The sequence below is a fragment of the Anaerosalibacter massiliensis genome (genome assembly GCF_024623155.1).
GTDB classification, from domain to species: domain Bacteria; phylum Bacillota; class Clostridia; order Tissierellales; family Sporanaerobacteraceae; genus Anaerosalibacter; species Anaerosalibacter massiliensis.
Genome location: NZ_JANJZL010000007.1, coordinates 111,599 through 135,846, shown reverse-complemented (window position 1 = coordinate 135,846; position 24,248 = coordinate 111,599). Strand labels below are relative to the sequence as shown.

At 28.7% G+C, this 24,248-nt stretch carries 30 protein-coding genes and 1 pseudogene; 7 read left to right on the top strand and 24 right to left on the bottom strand.

The genetic code is table 11. The features are described from left to right. Positions 1-136 precede the first annotated feature (136 nt). The 11 genes and pseudogenes from NSA23_RS11170 to nhaC form a co-directional block, all read right to left on the bottom strand. Entirely contained in the window at positions 137-1,111 is a 975-nt protein-coding gene (locus NSA23_RS11170) for a type I phosphomannose isomerase catalytic subunit (RefSeq protein WP_042680916.1), read from the bottom strand. A gap of 248 nt (positions 1,112-1,359) precedes the next feature. Beyond that, positions 1,360-1,575, bottom strand: a complete 216-nt coding sequence (locus NSA23_RS11165; protein WP_042680918.1) for a FeoA family protein — start codon at positions 1,573-1,575, stop codon at positions 1,360-1,362. After that, on the bottom strand, positions 1,572-1,751 hold the full coding sequence (locus NSA23_RS11160; RefSeq protein WP_042680920.1) for a hypothetical protein: 180 nt from the start codon (positions 1,749-1,751) through the stop codon (positions 1,572-1,574). Before NSA23_RS11160 ends, NSA23_RS11165 begins: the two co-directional genes overlap by 4 nt. Next, positions 1,748-3,199 carry a ferrous iron transporter B gene (locus tag NSA23_RS11155; protein WP_257490550.1) on the bottom strand — a complete coding sequence of 484 codons (1,452 nt, stop codon included), beginning with the start codon at positions 3,197-3,199 and terminating at the stop codon, positions 1,748-1,750. The genes NSA23_RS11160 and NSA23_RS11155 overlap by 4 nt, the downstream gene beginning before the upstream one ends. Beyond that, the gene (locus NSA23_RS11150; RefSeq protein ID WP_187116651.1) at positions 3,183-3,755 is read right to left on the bottom strand and encodes a FeoB small GTPase domain-containing protein; all 573 of its coding nucleotides are present in this window, start codon (positions 3,753-3,755) and stop codon (positions 3,183-3,185) included. Before NSA23_RS11150 ends, NSA23_RS11155 begins: the two co-directional genes overlap by 17 nt. A 156-nt stretch (positions 3,756-3,911) precedes the next feature. Further along, the gene (locus tag NSA23_RS11145; protein WP_042680924.1) at positions 3,912-4,562 is read right to left on the bottom strand and encodes a class II aldolase/adducin family protein; all 651 of its coding nucleotides are present in this window, start codon (positions 4,560-4,562) and stop codon (positions 3,912-3,914) included. A 10-nt stretch (positions 4,563-4,572) separates the two neighbouring features. Beyond that, the gene (locus NSA23_RS11140) at positions 4,573-5,343 is read right to left on the bottom strand and encodes an S-methyl-5'-thioinosine phosphorylase (RefSeq protein WP_042680926.1); all 771 of its coding nucleotides are present in this window, start codon (positions 5,341-5,343) and stop codon (positions 4,573-4,575) included. Positions 5,344-5,399: 56 nt separating this feature from the next. Then, positions 5,400-6,437, bottom strand: a complete 1,038-nt coding sequence (gene mtnA / locus NSA23_RS11135; RefSeq protein WP_042680928.1) for an S-methyl-5-thioribose-1-phosphate isomerase — start codon at positions 6,435-6,437, stop codon at positions 5,400-5,402. A 12-nt stretch (positions 6,438-6,449) separates the two neighbouring features. Beyond that, entirely contained in the window at positions 6,450-7,745 is a 1,296-nt protein-coding gene (locus NSA23_RS11130) for an amidohydrolase (protein WP_042680930.1), read from the bottom strand. Positions 7,746-7,794: 49 nt separating this feature from the next. Continuing rightward, positions 7,795-8,595, bottom strand: a complete 801-nt coding sequence (locus tag NSA23_RS11125) for a M55 family metallopeptidase (RefSeq protein WP_042680932.1) — start codon at positions 8,593-8,595, stop codon at positions 7,795-7,797. Between the two features lie 104 nt (positions 8,596-8,699). Continuing rightward, positions 8,700-10,160, bottom strand: a pseudogene (nhaC, locus tag NSA23_RS11120) (Na+/H+ antiporter NhaC); the annotation flags it as partial. 305 nt (positions 10,161-10,465) lie between these two features. Between nhaC and NSA23_RS11115 the strand changes: the two are divergent. Then, positions 10,466-10,957: an inorganic diphosphatase gene (locus NSA23_RS11115; protein WP_081915205.1), complete on the top strand. Its 492-nt coding sequence runs from the start codon at positions 10,466-10,468 to the stop codon at positions 10,955-10,957. Here NSA23_RS11115 and NSA23_RS11110 read toward each other — a convergent pair. Together NSA23_RS11110 and NSA23_RS11105 are read right to left on the bottom strand one after the other, a co-directional pair. Then, a complete protein-coding gene (locus tag NSA23_RS11110; protein WP_042680938.1) occupies positions 10,954-11,550 on the bottom strand; it encodes a TlpA family protein disulfide reductase in 597 nt (198 codons plus the stop codon). The two genes, NSA23_RS11115 and NSA23_RS11110, sit on opposite strands and share 4 nt — an antisense overlap. An 18-nt stretch (positions 11,551-11,568) precedes the next feature. Next, positions 11,569-12,216 (bottom strand): SGNH/GDSL hydrolase family protein, encoded by a 648-nt coding sequence (locus NSA23_RS11105; RefSeq protein ID WP_042680940.1) that lies wholly within the window; start codon positions 12,214-12,216, stop codon positions 11,569-11,571. 153 nt (positions 12,217-12,369) lie between these two features. Here NSA23_RS11105 and NSA23_RS11100 point away from each other — a divergent pair, with 153 nt between their 5' ends. Together NSA23_RS11100 and NSA23_RS11095 are read left to right on the top strand one after the other, a co-directional pair. Continuing rightward, a complete protein-coding gene (locus NSA23_RS11100) occupies positions 12,370-12,624 on the top strand; it encodes a hypothetical protein (protein WP_042680942.1) in 255 nt (84 codons plus the stop codon). Between the two features lie 360 nt (positions 12,625-12,984). Then, on the top strand, positions 12,985-13,833 hold the full coding sequence (locus NSA23_RS11095; protein ID WP_042680944.1) for a sigma-70 family RNA polymerase sigma factor: 849 nt from the start codon (positions 12,985-12,987) through the stop codon (positions 13,831-13,833). Positions 13,834-13,889: 56 nt separating this feature from the next. Here the strand turns inward: NSA23_RS11095 and NSA23_RS11090 are convergent, their stop codons facing one another. From NSA23_RS11090 to NSA23_RS11050, 9 genes are all read right to left on the bottom strand, one after another. Further along, positions 13,890-15,134 (bottom strand): M48 family metallopeptidase, encoded by a 1,245-nt coding sequence (locus NSA23_RS11090; RefSeq protein WP_042680946.1) that lies wholly within the window; start codon positions 15,132-15,134, stop codon positions 13,890-13,892. 126 nt (positions 15,135-15,260) lie between these two features. Continuing rightward, positions 15,261-15,575: a YbjQ family protein gene (locus NSA23_RS11085; protein WP_042680948.1), complete on the bottom strand. Its 315-nt coding sequence runs from the start codon at positions 15,573-15,575 to the stop codon at positions 15,261-15,263. Between the two features lie 70 nt (positions 15,576-15,645). After that, positions 15,646-16,479 carry a hypothetical protein gene (locus NSA23_RS11080; protein WP_042680950.1) on the bottom strand — a complete coding sequence of 278 codons (834 nt, stop codon included), beginning with the start codon at positions 16,477-16,479 and terminating at the stop codon, positions 15,646-15,648. A gap of 10 nt (positions 16,480-16,489) precedes the next feature. Continuing rightward, the gene (locus NSA23_RS11075) at positions 16,490-17,188 is read right to left on the bottom strand and encodes an ABC transporter ATP-binding protein (RefSeq protein ID WP_042680952.1); all 699 of its coding nucleotides are present in this window, start codon (positions 17,186-17,188) and stop codon (positions 16,490-16,492) included. Beyond that, a complete protein-coding gene (locus NSA23_RS11070; RefSeq protein WP_042680954.1) occupies positions 17,154-17,552 on the bottom strand; it encodes a GntR family transcriptional regulator in 399 nt (132 codons plus the stop codon). The genes NSA23_RS11075 and NSA23_RS11070 overlap by 35 nt, the downstream gene beginning before the upstream one ends. Before the next feature lie 142 nt (positions 17,553-17,694). After that, positions 17,695-18,921: an ABC transporter permease gene (locus NSA23_RS11065; RefSeq protein ID WP_042680956.1), complete on the bottom strand. Its 1,227-nt coding sequence runs from the start codon at positions 18,919-18,921 to the stop codon at positions 17,695-17,697. After that, on the bottom strand, positions 18,918-19,607 hold the full coding sequence (locus NSA23_RS11060) for an ABC transporter ATP-binding protein (protein ID WP_222704767.1): 690 nt from the start codon (positions 19,605-19,607) through the stop codon (positions 18,918-18,920). The genes NSA23_RS11065 and NSA23_RS11060 overlap by 4 nt, the downstream gene beginning before the upstream one ends. Next, positions 19,600-20,700, bottom strand: a complete 1,101-nt coding sequence (locus tag NSA23_RS11055) for an efflux RND transporter periplasmic adaptor subunit (protein ID WP_042680959.1) — start codon at positions 20,698-20,700, stop codon at positions 19,600-19,602. The genes NSA23_RS11060 and NSA23_RS11055 overlap by 8 nt, the downstream gene beginning before the upstream one ends. Positions 20,701-20,711: 11 nt before the next feature. Beyond that, a complete protein-coding gene (locus NSA23_RS11050) occupies positions 20,712-21,218 on the bottom strand; it encodes a hypothetical protein (protein WP_042680961.1) in 507 nt (168 codons plus the stop codon). A 458-nt stretch (positions 21,219-21,676) separates the two neighbouring features. Here NSA23_RS11050 and NSA23_RS11045 point away from each other — a divergent pair, with 458 nt between their 5' ends. Further along, complete coding sequence (locus NSA23_RS11045; protein WP_187116652.1) at positions 21,677-21,823, top strand: hypothetical protein; 147 nt, start codon at positions 21,677-21,679, stop codon at positions 21,821-21,823. 207 nt (positions 21,824-22,030) lie between these two features. After that, complete coding sequence (locus NSA23_RS11040; protein WP_042680963.1) at positions 22,031-22,261, top strand: hypothetical protein; 231 nt, start codon at positions 22,031-22,033, stop codon at positions 22,259-22,261. 42 nt (positions 22,262-22,303) lie between these two features. Here NSA23_RS11040 and NSA23_RS11035 read toward each other — a convergent pair whose 3' ends face one another. Further along, positions 22,304-22,480 carry a hypothetical protein gene (locus tag NSA23_RS11035; protein ID WP_187116653.1) on the bottom strand — a complete coding sequence of 59 codons (177 nt, stop codon included), beginning with the start codon at positions 22,478-22,480 and terminating at the stop codon, positions 22,304-22,306. Positions 22,481-22,619: 139 nt separating this feature from the next. On the opposite strand from NSA23_RS11035, the gene NSA23_RS11030 reads away from it, so the two are divergent. Together NSA23_RS11030 and NSA23_RS11025 are read left to right on the top strand one after the other, a co-directional pair. Next, positions 22,620-22,748, top strand: a complete 129-nt coding sequence (locus NSA23_RS11030; protein WP_257490549.1) for a hypothetical protein — start codon at positions 22,620-22,622, stop codon at positions 22,746-22,748. 188 nt (positions 22,749-22,936) lie between these two features. Then, positions 22,937-23,134: a hypothetical protein gene (locus tag NSA23_RS11025; protein ID WP_042680965.1), complete on the top strand. Its 198-nt coding sequence runs from the start codon at positions 22,937-22,939 to the stop codon at positions 23,132-23,134. A 567-nt stretch (positions 23,135-23,701) separates the two neighbouring features. Here the strand turns inward: NSA23_RS11025 and NSA23_RS11020 are convergent. Beyond that, complete coding sequence (locus NSA23_RS11020; RefSeq protein ID WP_042680859.1) at positions 23,702-24,064, bottom strand: hypothetical protein; 363 nt, start codon at positions 24,062-24,064, stop codon at positions 23,702-23,704. Positions 24,065-24,248: the final 184 nt, after the last annotated feature.

Genomic DNA, 24,248 nt, shown 5'->3' with positions numbered 1-24,248 from the left:
TGCTATACCTAAAATTAGACTAAGAAAAATATATTTAAATTTATGGAAACTTAGGTACTTCAGTTGTCAACTTGAACATAAAAAAAGAGGCGTTTCATAACTGATAAATCAGTTATGAAACAGCCCCTTTATTATACTATCTTATGGTTTCTAATATTTCATTCTCCACTTTTTCTACATGTGGTACATAGCTTTTTATTAATTTACAACTCCCAACAATTCTATAATTTCCTAATTTAGCAGGAATAAGTATACTATCTCCTAATTTTATACTTTCTTCACCATTATGATACTTTATCATTCCCTCACCTTCTACACATGTAAAAATAAAAAATCTTTCTTCATCACTAATTTCTTCAAAGCTGTTTATTACATCATAAACTTCTAATGAAAAATGTTCATCTAAACAATAATAAGTCTTACTATAGTTATCCCTTTCTATTTTTAAGCCATTACTTCTCTTACCTTCAAAATTAAAATTCATAACATCTAAAGCTTTATTTATATGTATTTCTCTACCCCTATTATAATCATAAACTCTATAGGTAGTATCACTATTTTGTTGAATTTCTGCAATAATTAATCCTGGTCCCATTGTGTGTATTAGACCACTTTTCAAGTAAAATACATCACCTTTTTTTACTTGAATTTTTTTCATATACTTTTCTACCTCTCCAGTTTCTATAGCTTTCTTAAATTCTTCTTTAGTACAATTCTTAGTCCCTAATACTATATAGGAATCTTCTTTAGCATCTAAAACATACCAAGCTTCTGTTTTACCCATTTCTCCCTCGTGAAGAGTAGCATATTCATCATTAGGATGAACTTGAATAGAAAGCTTATCACTAGTGCTTAATAACTTTATCAATAGAGGAAATGTTTCTCTAGAGATTTTAGTTCCTAATAAATCACTACCAAGCTTTTCTATAAGCTCATCTAGTTTCATTCCATTATATTTACCATTCTTCACTATGCTAATACCCTTTGGGTGACAGGCAACATCCCAACTCTCACCAATTTTACCATTGGGTACACCATCTCTAATTTTTTTAAAATCTTGACTCCCCCAAACTTTTTCATAATATAAATTGTTAAATTTTATTGGATACATAATTTAGCCCCCTAGACATATAATGGTACTTTGTATTTTTTATTTTTCATTTTATAATGATATTAATTACTGTCATATTATATAAAACAAAAACCTTTTTTACAACATACCTAAACTTCCATACAACGTGAACTATTATAACATAGAAATAAAAAAGGAATTCTCTTAAACTAGAGAGTTCCTTTTATTTTATATTATTTCAATTATCTGTTCTCAAAAATGTGCCAAACGAAGGTCCCGGTGGCACATTATTTCACTAAAATTGTATCAGCTATTTCTTTATCAACAGCTATCTGAGTATACCCTACTTGAAAAACATAGGAAGGAAAAGTTTGAATAACTTTGACAGATGAACCAGGGAATACCCCCATAGCCATCATTTTCCTTATAATATCATCCCTATTTGTTTTTATCTCAACTATAGACCCTTCAAAGCCCTTTTCTATATTAGCTAATGTTTTCATTTGCTTTCTCTCCTTTTTCTTCTTAAAAACTTAGACAATCTTGACTTTCTTACTATTTCATATCCACAATTTGGACATTTATACTTCCCACAGTTCTTACTGAACGGACAACTAGAACAGGATTTTTTACTTTCTTCTTCTGTGAATTCAAATCCACAAAAATTGCATTTAATCATACTAAAGCCCCTGTAGTAATAAGTATCCAATTTAATGCATAGCCTGCAAAGAAAGAAAAAACAAATACAAAAGCTGCTATATAGATAGCCGTTTTAAGGCCTCTTTCCTTAATCATCATTACAAATTGAGCAACACAAGGTACAAATAATGTTAAGGTAGCTGAAGCTACTACTAATTGTCTTGCAGATAATATACCGCCTTTTACTAAATCAAATAATCCCGCTGCACCATAATCTCTTCTAAAAAATCCAAATAAGAATATTTCACTAACTTCTTCAGGAAGTCCAATTGCTGTGACAAAAGGTCTAAATATATTAACTAATACTGAAAAAATACCTATTATATTGCCGAACCAAATAAATACACTTATAAGTATAAATAATGGCAGTACTTCAGCAAAATACCATTCCATTCTAGTATAGGTTTTCACCAATACATTAGATAATTTAGGAAGTCTTAATGGAGGCATTTCCATATAAAATAGTGGTTCTTCTCCAGGTAGAACCTTAGCAGCTAAATATCCAATAAATAAAAATACTACAACTATAAATATAAGCCACACAAGTAAAGCTTTAGGTTCTCCAGAAAGTAATGAAAGAATCACACCAAGTTGTGCCGAACAAGGAATAGCCAAGGCTAATAACAAGGTGGATATAATCCTCTCCCTTTCAGTTTCTAAGGTTCTACTAACCATAGTAGCCATAGTATCGCAACCAAATCCTAGTACCATAGGTATTACAGCTCTTCCATTAAGTCCTATCTTTTTAAATAGTCTATCTACTAACATTGCAAGTCTTGGAAGATATCCACTGTCTTCAATAATGGAAAAAACAAAAAAGAAAGTTCCAACTATAGGTAAAACTATAGCTATAGCATATCTTATTCCTAAAGTTATAATTCCATAATCTCCACCAATTAATGTTCTAAGCCATTCCCAAGATACATAATTGTTTAATATATTATTAATCCAAGGATTTATATAAGCTTCAAATATATTACCTTCTAAAAAATCTACTATGACTCCAGCACCAAATTGCCCTACAAATTTATAAAGTCCAAAATAAAGAACTAAAAGAGCTATAGGAACTCCTGTAATTGGGTTTAACATGATTTTGTCTAAAGTTTCGGAAAAACTTTTCTTATTTGTTTCTGTTTTTACCATTACATTGTCTGTTAAAGTTTTAGCATATTTTTGTCTATAAGATGATATAACAAAAGTTAGAGGTCTTTCATATTTATTTTTAGTTTCTTCTACTATACTTATTATTTTTAAATAGTTTTCTTTTTCCCTTTCTTTTATCTCCTCTAATGAGTCTTCATCCTCTTGGAGTAAAAGTAAAGACAATGCTCTTTTAGATATTATATAATCTTTTTCTAAACTAGCTTCAATACCTTTTATTGCATTTTCTATTGTATCATCATATATAGTATCAGACCCTATTGACATATTTATCTATCCTTTCTTTTAATGTATCTATTCCTTCATTTAGAGCTGCAGTAGTTGAAATCACTGGTATGCCTAATTTTTCTTCTAATTTTCTTACATCAATTTTAAGACCTAACCGTCTTGCTTCATCCATAATATTTAATACTAATAATACTGGAAGTTCACTTTCTATTAATTGAAAAGTTAGAGGAAGCATCCTTTCTAAATTTTTTGCATCTATTACATGAATTACTGCATCAGGCTTTTCTTTAAATAAAAGTCTTTTAGTTACTTTTTCTTCTTCTGTAATACACATAAAAGAATACATTCCTGGTGTGTCTATTATTTCATACTCTTTATTTCCTATAATACCTTTACCTCTAGAAACTTCTACAGTAGTTCCTGGATAATTTGATACTGTTACATAGGATTTAGTCAATCTATTAAATAAAACACTTTTTCCTACATTTGGAGTCCCCACAAGTACAATCTTTTCTGCTTCTTTTCTTTCTAACACTTTCTCATCAATAATACTCTCATTATTATTCAAAGTCTCAACATCATTAAAAGATTTCATAAAAACTGCCTCCCCGACATTGAAAATCATTTTCAATAAATGACAAAAACTTACTCTCCGTTTATTTTTTATACAGAGAGTATTGATAGCTGTTTTCACTTACATATATATTTTATATGATAATAGATATCAATTCAATATTTTTTTAACAATTTTTTATCTTTGTCCATAACTATTTAGATAAAAATCTCTCATATATTTTACATCTTCATCATTTAATTCTACTACTTTACCTAAAATTTTAGCATATATAGTAGCTTCTGCTGATTTCTCTAATATTAAAGCAATTTTTAAAGCTTCATTTAAGTTTCTTCCTACTGCTAATGCACCATGATTTGCTAATATAGCTGCATTTCTTCCTTCTAAAGCCTTTATTGTATTTTTAGCAAGTTCTAAACTTCCTGGAAGTGCGTATTCTCCAACTCTTACATTTCCTCCTACTATCTGTACCAAATCTTCTACTGTAGCTGGTATTACTTTCCTAGCTATTGCAAATGCTGTACAATAAGTACTATGAGTATGTACAATAGCATGAGTATCTTTTCTACATTTATAAACTTCCATATGAAGATTGTATTCAGTTGAAGGTTTAGTTTTGCCATCTATTATATTCCCTTCTAAATCAAGTATAGGAATATCTTTAGGCTCTAATATACTATAATCTATGCCACTAGGAGTTATGGCCATTAGATTTTCATTTATTCTTCTACTTATATTTCCCCAAGTACCAACTACTAATTTAGTATCAGACATTTTAATGCCTATATCTATAATTTCTCTTCTTTCTTTTTCATATTTTAGATTCATGTTCTCACTCCTATAGCTTTATCAATGAATTAGTACAATTACAATTTTCTTGATTTAATTCCGTTTGCAAAGCATCTATAAATAGTTTTGTGACTAGCTCTTTTTTTCCTTCCATAGCACCAGCTATATCATGAACTGTTATTCCAGTTGGTTCTATACCTGTACACCAATTGCTTATAATTCCTATAGCTGAATAACAAACTTTTAATTCTTTTGCAAGAATTACTTCCGGTACATTAGTCATACCTACTACATCTCCACCTAAGGCCTTGTACATTCTTATCTCTGCAGCAGTTTCAAATCTTGGTCCTTCAGTACATACATAAACTCCCTCACCCTTTATTTCAATGTTTTTCTCTTTTGCTACTTTATAAAAATTCTCTCTTAAATTAGTGCAATAGGGATCGGACATATCACTATGTATTACCCCTTCATTTCCACCTTCATAAAAAGTTATAGGTCTTGATTTAGTAAAATCTAAAAAATCATTTATAACTACTATATCTCCTGGAGCATAGTTTTCATTCATAGATCCTACTGCCACAGTAGCATATATATATTTTATACCAAGTTTTTCTAAAGCTTTCATATTTGCTCTATAATTAATTAAATGTGGAGGAACAGAATGGCCCTTTCCATGACGGGGAAGAAAAACTATTTCTTCCCCTTTTATCTTCACTATATATACTTCTACTTGTCCATACTCAGTATCAATATTTTTTATATAGGATTCTTCCCCTATATCATAAACTCCTGTACCACCAATTATAGCTTTTTCCATTATTTCACCTTCCTAACAGATTATATTCTAATACAAAAATAATTGTTCTTTTTATCTTACGATCTCAATTTCAATATATTTTCTTTAAAAGGTGGATTTATAATTCCCTTTTCTGTAATAATAGCTGTAATATTCTCATTAGGGGTTACATCAAATGCTGGATTATATGCCTCTATTTCTTCTGGTGCTATTCTCACTCCCTGAATATGAGTAACTTCTTCATCATCCCTTTCCTCTATAACAATTTCTTTTCCAGTTTCAATATTAAAATCTATAGTAGAAATAGGTGCTGCAATATAAAAAGGAATATTATAAGTTTTTGCAACCACAGATAACATGAAAGTACCTATTTTATTTGCAGTGTCTCCATTTGTTGCTATTCTATCTGCTCCCACAACTATTAAATCAATTTTTCCATCTCTAATAAGAGTAGCAGCTACACTATCAGAAATAAGCTTGCAAGGTATATTCTCTTTTACAAGTTCCCAGCTAGTAAGTTTTGCCCCTTGAAGCCTTGGCCTTGTCTCATCAACATAGACAAAAATATCTTTTCCTGAGTAAAAAGCAGATCTTATAACCCCTAGAGCTGTCCCATATTCCACAGTAGCTAATGCTCCTGCATTACAATGAGTAAGTATTGTAGCTTTTTCTGGAACAAGAGTATTGCCGTACTCTCCCATTGCCTTATTTATTTTTACATCTTCCTTGGCAATATTGTTTCCCTCTTCTTTTAATTTTTCGTATATTTCTACAGGAGATAATTCTTTATTTTCTTCAATAATATTTTCCATTCTTTTAATTCCCCACATAAGATTCACAGCTGTAGGTCTAGATTTATTTAAAGTATTTGATACTTCCTTCATCTTTTCTAGAAAATCCTTTTTATCCAAATGTTTATATTCTTTTGCCCCTAAAACAACTCCATAAGCTCCACTAGCACCAATGGCAGGAGCACCCCTTACTACCATATCTTTTATGGCAAAATCTACATCAGTATAATTTTCACATACAAATATTTCAAAAGAATTTGGTAATTTTCTTTGATCAATTAAATAGAGCTTTTCATCTTTAAATTCAAGAGTTTTTATTTCCAAAAATATCAACCCCTATCTGTTTATTAAATCTTTAGCACACCTTTCTGCATTGTACATGACCTTTTCTACATCAATAGTTCTTATTTCATATCCTTCCATGATTATTTTTCCATTTACTATTACTGTATCAACATCAGAAGCCTGACAAGAATAAGCAATAGCTGAAACTACATTGTGTTTAGGGTATAAATGAGGCTTTTCCATATCTATAAGGATTAAATCTGCCTTTTTACCTACTTCTATAGAGCCTATTTCTTTGTCCCAGTTCAAAGCTTTAGCTCCATTTATAGTCCCCATTTCTATAGCCTTAATAGCTGGAACAGATGTGGCTTCTTTTAAAACTCCTTTATTTATAAGAGCAGCAAGATTTATTTCTTCAAACATATTTAGATTGTTATTACTTGAAGAGCCATCAGTACCTAATGCTACACATATTCCCTTGTCTAGCATTTTTTGCACAGGAGCAAATCCACTAGCCAATTTTAAATTGCTACCTGGGTTATTTACAACTGCTACATTGTTTTCCCCTAGAATCTCAATATCTTCATCAGATACATGGACACAATGAGCTGCTAATGTTGGATACTTAAATAATCCTAGATCATAAACATGTTTAATTGGTGATTTATTAAATTTATAAAAACTTTCTTCTACTTCTTTTCTAGTTTCTGAAAGATGGACATGTATTCCTGCTCCCAATTCATTAGCTAAGTTCATTATTCTTTTAAGATAATCTGGACCACATGTATATGGTGCATGAGGTGCAACCATTACCTTTATTCTGCCATCCGCTTTTCCATGCCAATTATTATAAAGCTTTTTTGTATCTTCTAATTTTTCATTATTAATTTTCTCACTATCTTCTTCTATAAGCCCCCTAGACAATACTCCTCTAATACCAGATTCTTCTACTGCTTTTCCTACTTCATCCATGAAAAAATACATATCAGAAAAGCATGTAACTCCAGATTGTATCATTTCTACAATACTAAGCATAGAGCCCCAATAAATATCTTCTGCTTTAAGATTTGCTTCTACTGGCCATATTTTTTGTGTAAGCCATTCATGTAATGGCACATCATCTGCATAGTTCCTCAAAAGAGACATAGCTATATGAGTATGAGCATTTATAAGTCCTGGAAGAGCTACCTTACCATTTCCATCTATTACTCTATCTACCTTTATATCTCCTCTTAAATATCCAATATGTTCAATTTGATTATCTACAATATAAATATTAGTATTTTCAACAGGTTCTTTTTCTTTTCCCATTGGCAAAAGAGTTACATTCTTAATTAAAATTCCCATATAAATCACTCCATTCTTTTCTACTCAATCTAATTATATTAATTATTTTTTAAGTTAAAAATAGTACACCTCTTAATATCTCAAAATAATCTTCAGAATTTAAAATTATAGTTTTAGGCCCAATTTGCTTAACATTTGGATAAAAAGAATGTCTATAAGCCATTGCATGAGTAGAATATTTTATTTCTATTTCAAATGAACTAGGTAACTTTATCTTACATTTATCTAAATCTTTTCTTAATGCTTTTTCTACTCCTTCTTTAATTCTAGATATGGCTACATCCGGATGAATGCTTACTGTAGAATTGCCAATTCCTTCATTAACTGCTACTGTGACTATATTTTCATTTAATTTATGTGCTTCACTACAAAGTCCTTTATCTCCACTTAAAAAGGCAACAGGCACTCCCAAATAAGCTGCTATATAGGAATGTAACAAGAACTCACTACAATTCTCTCCATTTAATTTAATATAGTCTATTGTGCTACTATTCATAGTATGAGCTAGAGGATTAAAATTAGTGCCTCCTCCAGAATGGTATCCTATATACATTAGAGCATCAAAAGATTCGTCTAGCCCTTGAACCATTGAAAAAGGATGTCCACTCCATCCTCTAATTAATCTAATATTTTCAGTTAATTTAGATGGATCTAAATTTCTTCCAGTTTCATGGGCATCTTTTATCCAAATTTCATCTGCTCCTGCATTAGTAGCACCTTTACACGCTGCTTCTACTTCTCTAGTCATTTGCTCAGCAAAATACCTATAATCTTCTTTAGTTTTCTCTGTTTCATCCCAATGTGCAATTCCAGTAACTCCCTCAATATCTGTACTTATATATATTTTCAATCGAATCCCCCCATTTCTATATTATATGTTAATTCTACCCTTTATTTAGTTCTAATTCAAGAAAACCCCTAAGTTAAATTTAACTTAAGGGTTTAAAGTATATATTAAACTAGCTCACCAGCAGCTGACTTTTCTTTTTCTTCTTTTGTCATACGTGCTATGGCAAGTCCTGTACCACTCAATAATATAACTAAAATAGGAGTAAGATAATTAAAAAATGCCCATTTTCCATATTGTAAAGTCTTAACTCCTAATATAGTAGTCATGAAAACTCCGCAAGTATTCCAAGGAATAAGAGCTGAAGTCAGCGTTCCTCCAGATTCTAATGCATTAGATAAAGTCTTTGGATGCAAACCTTGTTCCCTATATGCATTTGCATACATTCTACCAGGAACTACAACTGAAATATATTGTTCCGGCATAGTTACATTGCTAACAAAACAAGTAAGTATAGTCATGGTTATAAGACCAGTAGCAGTTTTTATTCTTCTAAGTAATGTATTAACTATAACTTCTAATTGTCCTGTTTTCTCCATAATACCGCCAAACATCATAGCTAAAATCGTCAAAGATATAGAGTCCATCATACCGGATAACCCTCCAGCAGTAAGAAGACTATCTATAGTCTTTACCCCAGTTTCACTTATATAACCTGCAAAGCCAGCATCTAATAATTGTCCTAAATTTGAACCTTGAAATATAACTGCTTCAATAGCTCCTAAAATTATACCTATTGTTATGCCAGGAATAGCAGGCATTTTAAAAGCTATACTGACTATTACAGCTATTGGTGGTATTAATAAAAATGGTGAGATATTAAAACTAGCGGAAAGTCCTTGTTGTATCGCATCTATAGCTGAAGTGTCTGCATTGACACCTTTAAAACGAATACCTATGATTAGATATAATACCAATGCTATTGCGTAAGAAATTAAAGTGGTAGGAAGCATAAATTTAACATGGGTAAATACATCAGTTCCTGCCATTGCCGGCGCAAGATTCGTAGTATCTGAAAGTGGCGAAAGTTTATCTCCAAAGTAGGCTCCAGATAATATAGCTCCTGCTGCTATAGGAGCTGGTATACTTAGTCCTTTTGCAATACCCATAAGTGCAATACCTATGGTTCCTGCTGTTCCCCAACTAGTTCCTGTTGCCAGAGAAGTGATGGAACATATTATAGTAGTAGCTACTAAAAATATGGTAGGATTTAAAATATTAAGCCCATAATAAATCATAGTAGGAACTACTCCCGCTAAAAGCCAAGTGCCAATTAATATACCAATAATCGCCAAAATAATTATTGCCTGTAATGCTTGGTATATACCATCAAGCATTCCTTTTTCAATATCTTCCCAGCTATAACCTATTTTAAGTGAAATAATAGCTGCAAAGATGGTTCCTATAAACATGGGAATATGGGGTTCAGCTTCAAATTTAGCTATACCTATTCCCATTACTAATACTAAAAATATAAGAGATAAAATAGCTTCATACAAATAAGGCTGTCTCACTTCCTTCGTTGTCACTTTATTACCATCATCCATAATAACCAACTCCTTTTTATATTTATTTTTATAGAAAACGTTTTCATGGAAATACTATTATGTAACTTTACGTAAAGTATTCTGCCGCATTGTGAATAATCCTTCTTTTTTGATGAGTTTAAATATTCTGTGTTTTTTTACTTAACTACTATGATACTTCATTATAATAATATTTTCAACATTTTTCTCAAAATATTTTTATCTTTTTATTAAAGTTTGTATGTGATTTATTATATCACGAATATTCTTTACTCTAAAGCTTTAGTTGATGTTTTAACTTTTTAATGCTAGAATACCTTTATATATAGTATATGAGAGGTGATTTTATGAATAAAATAGTAGAAGCTTTCATTGAAATACCTAAGGGTAGTAGTAATAAATATGAATATGATTTAGAAAGAAAAGTATTTGTTTTAGATAGAGCTTTATTTTCTCCTATGTACTACCCTGCTGATTATGGATTTGTGCCATATACTTTAGCAGAGGATGGAGATCCATTAGATATTATGGTTATAATGTCTAATCCTACTTTCCCAGGATGCTTAATTGAATCACGAGTGATAGGTATGTTTCTAATGGAGGATGAAAAAGGAAAAGATGAGAAGATAATTTCTGTACCTGTTAGTGATCCAAGATATGAAGATATACAAACTATAGAAAATATGGGAGCCCATTTAAAAAAGGAATTTGAACATTTTTTCTCTGAATACAAACAATTAGAAGGAAAGGAAGTCCATGTAAAAGGCTGGGCAGGAGTAGAAGAAGCTTTAAAAGCTATTGAAACTTCTAAAGAAAATTTCAAAAATAAAAACCTCTAGTCTCTACTAGAGGTTAATTTTTCTATTATAGCTTTAAATTCTTCTATGTCTTTATCCATGCCCGAAGTACCTTCCTTAGGTTTCATAAGAAAATTTCCTTTGTTATCTATAAAAAAAGCTGTCGGGGTAGATTGAGCAAATTCTATAAGTTTATAAATATAATCTTCGTCTGGAACTATATTATTAAATTCTATTTCTATAGTATCGACGACTTTTTTAGCTGCAGCTTCATTTACTTCCCCATCTATTACAATTCCTAAGACATTTACTCCACTATCTTTATATTCTTTATGTATTTTGTTTAAAGCTTCTAATTCTGTAATACATGGTGAACATGTACTTTGCCACATGGGAACAATAGTCAATTCATAGTCATTGAATACCTTATCTGTTATTTCCTCACCTTTTAAATTATTTAATTTAAACTCTGGAATTTTTTTGCCAACTATTGAGTTTTGCTCATCTTTTCCTATTTCTATTTCATTTATTTTTTTAGGTTTTTCTTTGTTTCCTCTATAAAGGGAAAATATACTTAAGACTATTACCAATACTGTTGCTATTATGCCTACTATTTTCTTATTCTTTTCCTCCAAAATAATCCCCCTTTATTTTTATTTAAATATTTCATTTTTTATATATTTAGCCATTTCTTTTCCTAAGACTCTATGACTTTCTGGATCTAGATGCAATCCATCTATTTTACTAGTTTCAATTATTTTTGATGAATCTAGCAAATGGCACTGTTCATTAAGCACTCTATTAAATTCTTGGGAAAACTGTTTGCTTTTATCTGCTGTCTTTTCAGCAATAGGGAGTAAATAAGGAGAATCTTTCACTTCTGATGGAATAAATATTGGTGGAGGTATTATGACTAATATTTCTGGCGAAGCCATTTTGGGCCCCGTTTCACTTTTCTTAATAATATTTATTAACATCTCCACACTTTCAGCTATTTCATAAGAGGTTACAGAAAATCTATATTTTAAATCATTGCTTCCTAGAAATAACACTACTAAGTCTATAGGTTTATGAGTATGTAAACAAGGTAATAAATATGTTTTTCCATTTCTATAATCTCCCTTTACTGGATCATCCCATACAGTAGTTCTTCCATTTAAACCTTCTGGTATTATATCAAAATTATTCCCTAGTTCCTTTTGCAATACACTAGTCCATCTTATTTCTTTAGGATATCTACCTGAGCCATCAGGATTATATCCCCAAGTATTTGAATCTCCATAACAAAGTACTGTTCTCATTTTTTATCCCCTTTCTCATAAAGTAAAACTCTTTTAAATAATTATATCATTAAAAGTCAATTTTTTTGTTTATACCCTTTAATGATTAATATATTTAAAATTGGAACATAATAATTGAAAGAGATTTTAATATATATTATGAGAGGAGATAAAATGGAAAACTTAAAATCTGTTAATGAAATGATAAATCAAACTAAAAAAATAGAAGAGAATAATTTTAACAATTTGGAACATCTAACAAGTATGGAAATACTCCTAACTTCTAATGACTATGCTAGAAGTAAAGATCCAAATATTTCAAGAACTTTTTATAGATTGCAAGAAAAAGCTGAAGATATAAATACTCTAACAAAAGAACTTTTATCTAGCTTAGAAGATAAAACTAATAATCATGAAAGTATTCACTAGATAATATACAGTTTATTGTTATATTTTTTCACATAGTATTAGTCTGCGAATTTTTTTTAGCGTAGTGCGAATTCAATGATTTTAAGTTATTAAGTCTTTCTTCCGAAAAAGTTTTAGAATTTTTTTTAATCAGCAGACCTAATGCTTAAAACTCTAAGTCTACATCCTTACCTTTAACTATATTAATTCTAATAGCACAATGTTAAAGCAAATAGAAATAAAAAATTAGCTAATTTTTTATTTCTATTTGCGAAAACTATCACTACTATAATTAATGTAGTTTTGAATTTTCAATATTTTTTTATATTTTAAAAGGATTTTCTTATTATTTGAAGAATAAAGTAGTGGTAGGTGATAAAAATGAAAAATGCATATACTTATTCCTTCAAAAGTTTTGAAGAAAAGAAAAATGAAATATCTTCTAATAGAGATTTACTCATTTCTTATAAAATACATAAAAATATTCAAGCAAGAGATGAGCTTATTTTAAATAATATGGGGCTTATATACATAGTTGCTAAAAAAAGAATGAATATAGCTTCATCATTTACTTTTGAAGATTTAGTTCAAGAAGGAACTATAGGAATGATGAAAGGAATAGAAAAATTTGATATAAATAAAAATACTAGTTTTTCCACCTACATATACTATTGGATAGTCCAACAAATAGATAGAGCCATTATAAACAATGGACATTTAGTTCGACTTCCTGCCTACATATGGGAAAAAATTAATAAAATTAATAGTCTAGAAAATTCCTACAAATTTTTAGGAAAAGATTTAGATATGAATATATTATGCAATGAAATAAAAATAACTGAAGATGAGTACAATGAAATCAATTATTATAGAAAAAAACACTATAGTTTCTCTTCCTTGAATACTTTCATAACAGTAGACAATGACAATTCTTATATAGAGCTTCAAGACATTATTCCATCTAATAATACTTCTGTAGTAGAAAGCGTAATTTCCAAAGATTTAAAAGAAAACTTAAATAAAATACTATCTACTCTATCTTCTAGAGAAAAAGATGTTCTAGAACTTAGATTTGGTTTAAAGGGTCAAAAACCTAGTACTTTGCAGGAAATAGGAAATAAATACAATTTAACCAGAGAAAGAATTAGACAAATTGAATCAAAAGCTTTAAAAAAAATAGAAAAAAACAACTATAAGACTTCTATTAAAGAATATTTAAACTATTCATAGCTATTATTTAATAATTTAGTTCAGAAGATTTAAATCTTCTGAACTAAATATAATTATTATGGAAGTTTGCCTTCATATTCATAATTCAAGGCAAAATTGACCCTCTCTTCACAAGATGGATGGCTATAATACCAGAACTTATATATGCCTCCAGGTCTAGGTAACGATAGACTTCCTTCATGAAGTTTTACAAGAGAAGAAGCTGTAGCTTCTTTATTTCTTGACAATTCCAATTCAAATTTATCCGCTTCCCATTCCAAATGTCTAGAATATCCACTTAAAATTGGAGATGAAAAAAAGGTATAGAAATTTAAAACAAATATCAGTAATGGCAAAGATGCAATACTATGCAGTTTTCTAAATCCAAAAGATTCAGAAGAACCTTTAAGTATCCAAAGACTAGTTTTGTTTAGTAAAAATAATAATAGTATTGTAAACATTCCTCCTAATACTATCCCCTTCCAAATATGTCCTTTAACATAATGTCCTATTTCATGAGCAGTTATAGCTACTACTTCTTCTCTATCTAAATTATCTATAGTAGTATCCCATAATACTATTCTTTTAGATTTTCCTACCCCAGTCATATAAGCATTCATTTCCTTTGTATCTGTACTTTTATCTACTTGATAAATATCTGCCTTTTCTATATCTGCTTTTTTAAGCAATTCTTTTATATCCCTTTCAAGTTTTTTATCTTCAATAGAACTATACTTATTAAAAATTGGATCAATATACATTGGAGTAATAAAACTTACAAATAAATAAATTGGTATAGATATAATACCTAGATACAGCCACCATCTATTAGGGCTTTTGTATATAAGATAGAAAGGAAACCATCCAAATAACAATACTAAAATAGCATTTAACCCAAACCCTTTAAAAACTACTTCCATCCATCTTATAAAAGATTGATTAGAAAGTCCAAATTTATGTTTTACAATAAAACTTCCATAATAAGATATAGGTAAAGTTATTAAAAAATCTATTATTAAATACACAAATAAATATATACATGTTTGAAATAAAAAACTATTACTTTTGGATTGAGCAAATAATTTTATTTTATTTGATAATCCTGTTGTTAAAAATAAAAATGGGATTAGAAAAGAAATTATTAAATTCATAGCCCATATTCTTAAGCCAATTTTTCTATATACAAAAGCTTCTGACCTTGTTTCTGGATACTCTTCTTTTATATTCTCCATATTTTTATTTTCATTTATAAAAACCAACCCAATAAAAATAAGTAAAATTAGAAAAAACACTATAAAAAACCCTTTGATTTTACTATCCAATTTACCACTCCTTTTACAGTTAATATTATATAATATTGACCTTAACTAGTGTTTTATGCTTTTATATTATTAAAAATTTCTCCTATCTCCTATAAGACAGGAGAAATTGATTTAAGGTGAAAAAATTTATTTGAATTTAATAGCTGTCCCTGTTGCTAATACTACTAAAGCAGAACCCTGTTGCATATTTGTAATAGAATATTGGATATTTAATACTCCATCTGCTCCTAAATCTGATGCTCTTTCTTCCAATCTTTTTAAGGCCCTATTCTTTGCATCTGCTATCATTTCTGTATAACCTTTTAACTCTCCACCTGCAATATTTTTGAAACCTGCTGCAAGGTCTTTTCCAAAATGTTTAGAAAAAACTACTTCACCATCTACTAAGCCTAATATATCTATTTCTTTTCCTGGAATACTACTTAAATTCGTAAGTAACATAATATTTCCCTCCATATTTTTTATACTTTATACCCATGGAATATAATTTCAAATCAAGTATTTATTTAGTTTATAAATCTACCTTATTCTCAAGAATATAACCTGTACTTAGGAAAGCAAATATAGTAATAATTATCATATAAATAGTAGATGCAATATTTATAAAGGACTTTCCTCCACCAGACATTATCATACTTGAACCATTAAAACTCATATATTCAAAACTGCTAAATTCAAGATACCTTTCTACTATACTCTGGTTAACTAATTTAAATGTTGTTAAATCTAAATAATATGGAAAAACTTGAACTATCTTAACACCAATATAGCCTACTATAATATTTAGTACTAAAAATATAATAAACCACATTCCGCCAATTTTCCTACTTCTAAATGTAACTCTACTAAGAGTCATTGAAAAATAAACAAGAGTTAAAGTCATTATCCAAATTATAAAATTAGATATGAATATTATTAAAATTTCTCTTAAAAACCCTATACTATTCAAACTACTAAATTCCATAACTACCTCACCTAGCACTACACCAGGCTTTGTCATTTTCATAATCATAAAAAAAATATATAATGTTCCTATAATTCCTAACAAGATAAACCACATTAAAGCCACAATCATTTTTGCACCTACTATTTGCTTCCCTGTTAAAGGTAATGTAAATGTTAAATATCCTCTATCTTCATAAAGCTCTTTTTTAAATGAATTTACTATATATAAAAATGTTACTAAAAAAGCTCCAAACATTAACATAAAAGAACCAAGCATAAATGAAGTTTTCCCTTTATCCATGTAATTATATAATACTGTAGATATTATTAAAACTACAGCTATTATTCCTAAAATAACCTTATAAGTTCCTTTTATCTCATATTTAATATACTTAACCATACCATCACTCCTAATTAGAAAATACTTCCTTATATATTTCATCAATAGATTTATTCTTTTCTTCTCTTAAACTTTCAGCATTTCCCTCTAATATTATCTTTCCATCCTTTAAGAAAGCTACATCATCAAAAAGACTCTCCATGTCTCTTACTAGATGAGTTGTTACAATCATAGAACTATTTGAATCATAGTTTTTTATAATTGCATCTAAAATTTGATCTCTTGCTACTGGATCTACTCCCGCTATTGGTTCATCTAATATATAAAGTTTGGCTTTCCTTGATAATACTAATATTAAATTTAACTTTTCCATCATACCTTTAGATAGAGAAGTAATCTTCATGTTCTTTTCAAGTTGCATAAAATGTAATAACTCTTCTGCCCTTTTCTCATCAAAATCATAATAAAAATCACTGTAGAAATTAAGTGCGTCTTTTATAATCATCCAATTATATAAAAAATTTCTATCTGGAAGATAAGATACTATAGATTTTGTATATACTCCTACCTTATGTCCATCAATCAATAACTCTCCACTTGATTGTCTTAAAAGACCAGTCATTATTTTTATCAGTGTAGTTTTTCCACTACCATTAGGTCCTAAAATTCCTAATACTTTTCCTTCTTCTATATTCAAGCTTAAATTATCTAAAGCTTTTTTATTAAAATAGTTTTTAGATATTCTCTTTATTTCTACTAGATTCCCCATAACTAGCCTCCTTTTTAATTTCTCCTAATATTATTTCAATAATTTCATTATTATCAAATCCTAATCCCTTCATTTCAACAATAAAATTATTTATAACTTTTTTAGCGGTATCTTTTTTTAAATTGGTGATTATCTCACTGTTCTCTGTAACAAAAGTGCCCATTCCTCTTTTTGTAAAGACTAAATTTTCTCTTTCTAATTCCTGATAAGCCCTTTGTACTGTATTTGGATTTACTTTCAATTTAGAAGAAAGTTCTCTAACAGATGCTAATTTATCTCCTCTGCTAATTTCACCAGCAGTAATTTGTCTTTTTAAATAGTTCATTATTTGAATATATATAGGTAGCTCATCACTAAATTTCATTTATTCACCTCCATAAATATCAATATGTATTGGTGTGTTAATTGTATGGTACACTAATATTCTGCAGTTGTCAAGCTAATTCTAGGGATAAAATAAAGAAGTACTCAAACTAGTATAAACCTCAAATGAGTACTTCCTGATTCTATTTATATATAGCTTTTATAGGATCCAATTTAGACGCTTTTGAAGCTGGAACTATACCAAATATCAATCCTGTCATAACTGAAATAGAAGATGCTCCTAAGAAATTTGATACAGTCATAACTGGTTTAATAGGCATAAACTGTCCTGCTATAACAGCTATTATATAGCCTAAAATAATGCCTATAATTCCTCCAATCACTGTTATAAATATAGCCTCTACTAAAAATTGAAGCATTATATTTCTAGGTTTTGCTCCTATAGCCCTTCTAATCCCTATCTCTCTTTTTCTTTCAGTAACAGATACATACATTATATTCATAACTCCTATGCCTCCAACTAGGAGAGATATTCCTGCTGCAAAAGCTACAAATAATGTTATACTACTTATAATTTTTTGCATAGAATCTATTAATTCCTGAAGATTGAACTCTTCATATTCACCTTTTACATCTGGATGAAGTTCATATAGTTTTTCTTTTACTTCACCTATTACTTCATCTTTATCTACTCCTGGCTCTAAAAAAACACTTATCTTTTGAATATAATCTTCTGTTTTATCTTTCTCTTTAATAGCTTTAGCAGGAACAATAGATATATCTTGTTGCATTTCTTCCATAGCTCCTAACGATATTTCAAAATCTTCCATGTTTAATTCTTCCCCTATTCCTATAACCTCAAACAATTCTCCTTTCATCTTAACAGCTTTTCCCAAAGCTTTTTCTGGTTCTTTAAAAAGCTCTTCTGCTACTCTATATGATAGAAAGATAACCCTTTTATCAGATTTTCCTTCTATTATATTGATATTTCTACCTAAAAAAACCTTTCTTGTTTTATCCTTTTCATCATATTTTTTAAGTTCTGTTGAACTATGTCTATTAAAATAATAAACCTCTTCAAAATTACTTACTCCAAACAATTCTTCTTCATCATCTTCTTTAGCATTTTGTACACCTGGTATTTTTTTTATTTCATTTATATCAGATTTTTCAAATGGTCTTATAGTTACTTCATCTGATTCAAAGCCTGAATGATATTCTACTATTATCTTATTTAAATTTGACTTTTCCATGGAACTTGTGGCCTCTTTTTTTACTCCTTCTCCTATTGCTAGTATAGCTGATACAGAGGCAATACCTATAATTATCCCTATCATAGTTAAAAATATTCTAAACTTATAGGCCCTTATACTATACCAAGCTGTTCTCAACAAATCATAAAGCTTCATATAGTTTCCTCCTCTGAAAACTCCCCATCTTTTAAAAACACATCTCTTGTTGTATACCTTCTTAAGTCTTTATCGTGGGTTACCATAATTATAGTCTTTCCATCATCATTAAGTTCCTTTATTAATTCCATTATATCCTCACTAGTTTCAGAATCTAATGCTCCTGTTGGCTCATCTGCAAGTATTAAATAGGGTTCTGTAACTAATGCTCTAGCAATAGCAATTCTCTGTTGTTGTCCTCCTGATAATTCAAAAGGCCTACTATATCTTTTTTCAAATAATCCAACTTGACTAAGTTTTTCCTTTATTTTTCTTTTCCTTTCTTCTTTACTTTCCTTACTCCTATAAAGTAATGGAATCTCTATATTTTGATATATTGTCAAAGATTCGATTAAATGAAATTGTTGAAAAATGAAACCTATATTTCTATTTCTAAAATCTGATTTTTTATTTTCATCAAAATTAGTTATATCTTCTCCTCTGAAAATATACTCTCCTTCATTAAATTTATCTAAAAGCCCAAGTATATTTAATAAAGTGGTTTTACCACTACCAGATTTCCCCATTATAGAAATAAATTCTCCTTCTTCTATATCTAGATTGAGTCCTTTTAAAACTGGAAAATCTCCAGCCTTTGTTGTATATTTTTTCTTTATATTTCTCAATTCAATAAGAGGACTACTCAACTTCATCCCCCTCCTTTAAATCTTCAGTTACCTCAGCTACTAACTCATCATTTTCTTTAAGTCCTTTTGTCACTATAATATGTTCTTCTTCTTTCTTCCCTGTTTGAATTTCATGTTTTTTAAGTATTCCTTCCTCTATTAAAAATACATAGGTTTTGCCATTTTCTTTTATAACTGCTGTCTCTGGAATCAATATTTTGCTTTCTCCATAAGGGATTTTCACTTGAACATGGAATCCATGAACTAATCCCTTTTGGTCATCTAATGAAAATTTAATTGGATATTCAGAAAATGAACTTTCATCACTTCCTCCAAATGCACCTCCCATAGATTCTCCATCTAGAGCTGCTGTTGAAGGCTTCTTTGATATACTCTCAATTTTACCTGTTTTTTTACTTTCATCTGATATTAAAGTGATTTCAACATTCATACCTTCTTTAAGCTTCAGCAAATCAACCTCAGTTATACTTCCATTAGCTACAAAATCATGGCTTTGTACTACTATTTTTTCACCTTCTCCTCCGCCTTCAATATTAACCTTTTCTAAAGACACTTTACCATCTAATTTAGAATGCTCTACTGTATATTCCTTCTTCTTAAGATTTGAAATTTGTCTCTCTAATTTTTTTATCTGTGAATCATAATCTGCAGATGGAGCTACAGGGCCTAATCCCTCTCCTTCTTCCCCTTCTTCATTTATTTCTATATTTGATCTATTGTTTATAGCTTTATTCTCTTCTTTTTTTGCTTCTTTAAGTTCATTTAGCTCATTTGTAAATTCTGATATCTGTTCAGAAACTTCCTCATTTTTATAAGTTATTAATGGATCACCTTTCTTAACTTCTGCTCCATCTTTTACATGGGTTTTTTCAACTTTTCCCTTAGTTGGATCTGGTAATATAGTTTGTTCCGTTCTTGGAGATATGCTACCATTTACAAATACATTTTCTCTAGAAGGAACTACATATCTCTCTATAGCTTTTTCTTCTGGCTTCTTATTTTTATTTTTCCTCCCAAAATATAACAATGTAAATACTAATGTTAAAATAGCAATCCCTATTATTAATAAAGCTATTTTCTTCCTCTTACTCATGTTTTCACTCCTTAAAATAAAAATACAACTGCAAATAATATAATATTTGGTACCATTCTAATTTCTGAATCCTCATCATTATCTAATAAAATCATATTAAATCCTATAGCAATTAAAATCCTTACTACCCCTATTATGGTAAACTTAATCCAAGCAACTTCTGGTAAATAATTATTAAATAAAGATATTATTATTGAAAATATGTATAGTACTGTCATATTAGAAAAATATATACCACTAAATCTTTCTAGCATCTTAGGGTTGTCCACATTTATATTTTTAAATATTGATTTACATATTATATATGTTAAAAATATAAATAAAGCTGTTGTCACAATAGAAGCCATTATAACAATAACCTTGCCACTTTGTCCCGCTGTCTTTAACTCTTCTTGAGCTCCAGGTATATCTTTAAAATTAGTACCTAAAGCATTAATGGACATATATATCTTATAAATAAGATATATAATAATAGTTACTATAAAGGTCTTTTTGGAGTTCTCTTCGAGTTTTTTCATTTAAATCCCCCCTCGTTAGTGTATTGAGTATACAATACACTAACACTATATTATTGTCAATTACTTTTAATGAAAAGAATAAAAAAATTAATTTATATAATACTAGCTTGAAATTTATTAAAAATAAAGTTCAAAGCCTATTTTAAATTAATTATTTTTAATATATATTTAAATTATTTAATATTAAACTTAAATATTATAATATTAATATTAACTTATATTTATATTCTACATATTAATTAAATATATTTCCTGATTTTAATTTATACTTAAAATATTCTTTATTTACCTAAATAGGACTATAAAACAGTAAATTATGCCATTTATGAATGCAATATCTAGCATAATAAAGCCAATTATTTGTATAGCTCCTGTATATTTTTAGCTAAATCTTTTTTTAAATCAATAGTAAAATCATTAATTTCAGTGAATAAATAGGAACTACAGATTATAATTATATGGCTTTCCTAGCCATAGAAAGTATAGTAACTAGTTTCGTATCTTCAGTACTATGGGGAATGGGCTTTGTATTAAAGGAAGAAATGGATATAGGTGTTACTAAGTTAATTGGATTACTCCAATCTCTTTACGGATACAACTTATAAGCATATTTATTTCTTCTTTAATTATTATAACTGCAAATTTTCTTACTACAGTATTTTTCATATGGCTATTATTCGGATTTAATATTGGAACTAGAATATTTTTTTAATATTTACACTTATTCCTTTTTTAATAGCTTTATATGGATTAGGTTTTGGAATTGCCTCATAGTATTCATTACCAACAATGATAATTATATAGTAGATATTATGAATTTTTTATTAAATATAATATGCGGTACAGAGTTTCTTGTAACTGTATTGCCTAAATTTATAATGATAATATATTTGGCAATTCCACTAACCTATGGCTTTGGTTCCATAAGAGGAATACTTATATGTATAAATACATTATTACCTATATCTTTAGAAAGAATAACTTTAATATGTGTTACATTTCTTAGAAATATTTTTAGGTTTTTATATACTGAAGAAAGTTAAAAAGCATTGTAAAACTATAGGAAATATAGGTTTTCATTGAATTTAACCATTTTCGTTTCTTTCTTCATAAGTTACTGTTGCATAAAAAATATTTCCACTATTTTCATATTCAATATCAATTATTTCAAGTATTTCTTCTTCATTTTCTGATATCCAATTATAGACTTTTTCTTTAAGATTGGAACCATCGCTATAATCCACTATAGTCATATGTTTCAAGACATCCCTCCTTACGAATATATTTATATAAATATATTCGTAAGGAAGAATTCATATTCTTATATTTTTTTGTAACACTTTTTAAAAATATACATAATCTATATTGTAATAATAAATATGAAAAATTGGAGGTGTTTTCATGACAGATAAAAAAAGTATGGGATTATTAGACGGATTGTTTAGTCAGGGTGATGATAGTATGCTAATAATATTATTCTTTATAGTAATAATTTTCTTTTCTGGCTCATTTGGCAGAGATAGGTATTAAACATCATAATTTACAGGAAAAGTACATAAAGATATCCTGTTTTCATTAAATATAATCTAATTAATAGCGAATAGATGGTTAAGATACTGTCTATTCGTTATTTTTTTAAATGCAAAATTATACAAAATATTATATATACTTCATAATATATTAACTCTTTGCTAACACTATCTAATGGAGGTGATATTTTGAAAGTTAAAAAATTTGTATCAGAAAGTTTTGGCAAGGTAGATGAAAATTATGTGAAAAATTCGCTCCATTCTATTGATGGAGTAAAAGCAGTCCGCTTAGATGATAGGGCTAATACAATAACTGTGGAATACGATGATTCTAAGGTTTCTTCTTCTACATTAGAAAATGAATTGAGAAAAAATAATTTCTTATAAAAAATGACAGAGTATACTCTGTCATTTTTATAAGATCTACTTTTACGTATTATACTTTCTCATCCTTACCTTCTGAACTACTTTCCGATTACTTTGTCAATAGTTTATCATTAAATACATTCCATTTCAATATAGTAACTAAATTTTCAGTTTTTATCTCTTCTTTTTTTATTATATTTTAAGTACATTAATTTTTAATTAAAATGGAAGTACCTTATCTATATGTAATACAAAATAATATATAACGTTCCCAAATCCCCTCAGTATTACATTATTAAACTAAATTTAAGTAAAACAAAAACCCTGTAACTATTTAAGTTACAAGACTTTAAGTTGGTGTACCTTGTAGTATTCGAATCCGCGACCAACTGATTCGAAGTCAGTAAATTAGCTACTTTTGCATCTTTTTATACCGTTGTAGTTGTCTATTTTTAGCCATTTATTTATTTCATTACTTCTATTTATAGTTTTTTATGTCCCCAAACTTTTAAAAATGTCCCCAAATTGTCCCCATAAAAAGACTAGTCAGTCATAATAGACTGACTAGTCTTTTTATGTTATTATGTTTTAATTATTAGTAGCTTTCTTATTATAATCCTCTTTATTTTTAATCAGATGTAATAAAATTAAGCCACCAAAAATTAAACTTAAAATAGACCAAATTTTTAAATCTGAATAAGACCCTACATTAGCTATACCTATTAACCCTCCTAATGCATAAAATACAATTGATGTAATAGTCATGCCCTTACTAGTTCTAGACATAATTGCTATTATACCTGCTATAAGCATAAATATTGCAAGCATAATCCCTGCACTACCGCTTACTTCTCCATTTGCGCTTATAGTGTTGCCTATTCCTGCTACGCAACTTTGAAGTGATACAATTAAAAATAAGACAATACTTATTACTCCTATTACCTTTTTCATGAAAATCCTCCCCTTTTTCTTATTTTTTATTCCCTGCATCCTTATATTCTACAAATAATATCAAAATCCTTTTTTATTTATGGTAAAAATACCTAATTAGTTTTAAGGCTTGTATCTAGTTTGTATTAAGTTTTACCTTCATTAGAATGAATTGCATTGATATAATTAAAATAACTTAGATATG

Bases quoted from the DNA above. Each gene is read 5' to 3' on its own strand.
- NSA23_RS11085 (WP_042680948.1), bottom strand. From the start codon at position 15,575: ATGTTACTTACGAATTTAAGTAGTATTCCAGGAAAAGAAATAGATATA.
- NSA23_RS11100 (WP_042680942.1), top strand. From the start codon at position 12,370: ATGGAAAACTTAAAATCTGTTAATGAAATGATAAATCAAACTAAAAAA.
- NSA23_RS11130 (WP_042680930.1), bottom strand. From the start codon at position 7,745: ATGGGAATTTTAATTAAGAATGTAACTCTTTTGCCAATGGGAAAAGAA.
- NSA23_RS11070 (WP_042680954.1), bottom strand. From the start codon at position 17,552: ATGAAATTTAGTGATGAGCTACCTATATATATTCAAATAATGAACTAT.
- NSA23_RS11080 (WP_042680950.1), bottom strand. From the start codon at position 16,479: ATGGTTAAGTATATTAAATATGAGATAAAAGGAACTTATAAGGTTATT.
- NSA23_RS11050 (WP_042680961.1), bottom strand. From the start codon at position 21,218: ATGAAAAAACTCGAAGAGAACTCCAAAAAGACCTTTATAGTAACTATT.
- NSA23_RS11140 (WP_042680926.1), bottom strand. From the start codon at position 5,343: ATGGAAAAAGCTATAATTGGTGGTACAGGAGTTTATGATATAGGGGAA.
- NSA23_RS11075 (WP_042680952.1), bottom strand. From the start codon at position 17,188: ATGGGGAATCTAGTAGAAATAAAGAGAATATCTAAAAACTATTTTAAT.
- NSA23_RS11020 (WP_042680859.1), bottom strand. From the start codon at position 24,064: ATGAAAAAGGTAATAGGAGTAATAAGTATTGTCTTATTTTTAATTGTA.
- NSA23_RS11165 (WP_042680918.1), bottom strand. From the start codon at position 1,575: ATGAAAACATTAGCTAATATAGAAAAGGGCTTTGAAGGGTCTATAGTT.
- NSA23_RS11030 (WP_257490549.1), top strand. From the start codon at position 22,620: ATGACAGATAAAAAAAGTATGGGATTATTAGACGGATTGTTTAGTCAG.
- NSA23_RS11040 (WP_042680963.1), top strand. From the start codon at position 22,031: ATGAATTTTTTATTAAATATAATATGCGGTACAGAGTTTCTTGTAACT.
- NSA23_RS11160 (WP_042680920.1), bottom strand. From the start codon at position 1,751: ATGATTAAATGCAATTTTTGTGGATTTGAATTCACAGAAGAAGAAAGT.
- NSA23_RS11105 (WP_042680940.1), bottom strand. From the start codon at position 12,216: ATGAGAACAGTACTTTGTTATGGAGATTCAAATACTTGGGGATATAAT.
- NSA23_RS11065 (WP_042680956.1), bottom strand. From the start codon at position 18,921: ATGAAGCTTTATGATTTGTTGAGAACAGCTTGGTATAGTATAAGGGCC.
- NSA23_RS11155 (WP_257490550.1), bottom strand. From the start codon at position 3,199: ATGTCAATAGGGTCTGATACTATATATGATGATACAATAGAAAATGCA.
- NSA23_RS11150 (WP_187116651.1), bottom strand. From the start codon at position 3,755: ATGAAATCTTTTAATGATGTTGAGACTTTGAATAATAATGAGAGTATT.
- NSA23_RS11095 (WP_042680944.1), top strand. From the start codon at position 12,985: ATGAAAAATGCATATACTTATTCCTTCAAAAGTTTTGAAGAAAAGAAA.
- NSA23_RS11170 (WP_042680916.1), bottom strand. From the start codon at position 1,111: ATGTATCCAATAAAATTTAACAATTTATATTATGAAAAAGTTTGGGGG.
- NSA23_RS11055 (WP_042680959.1), bottom strand. From the start codon at position 20,700: ATGAGTAAGAGGAAGAAAATAGCTTTATTAATAATAGGGATTGCTATT.
- NSA23_RS11115 (WP_081915205.1), top strand. From the start codon at position 10,466: ATGAATAAAATAGTAGAAGCTTTCATTGAAATACCTAAGGGTAGTAGT.
- NSA23_RS11145 (WP_042680924.1), bottom strand. From the start codon at position 4,562: ATGAATCTAAAATATGAAAAAGAAAGAAGAGAAATTATAGATATAGGC.
- NSA23_RS11045 (WP_187116652.1), top strand. From the start codon at position 21,677: ATGGCTTTCCTAGCCATAGAAAGTATAGTAACTAGTTTCGTATCTTCA.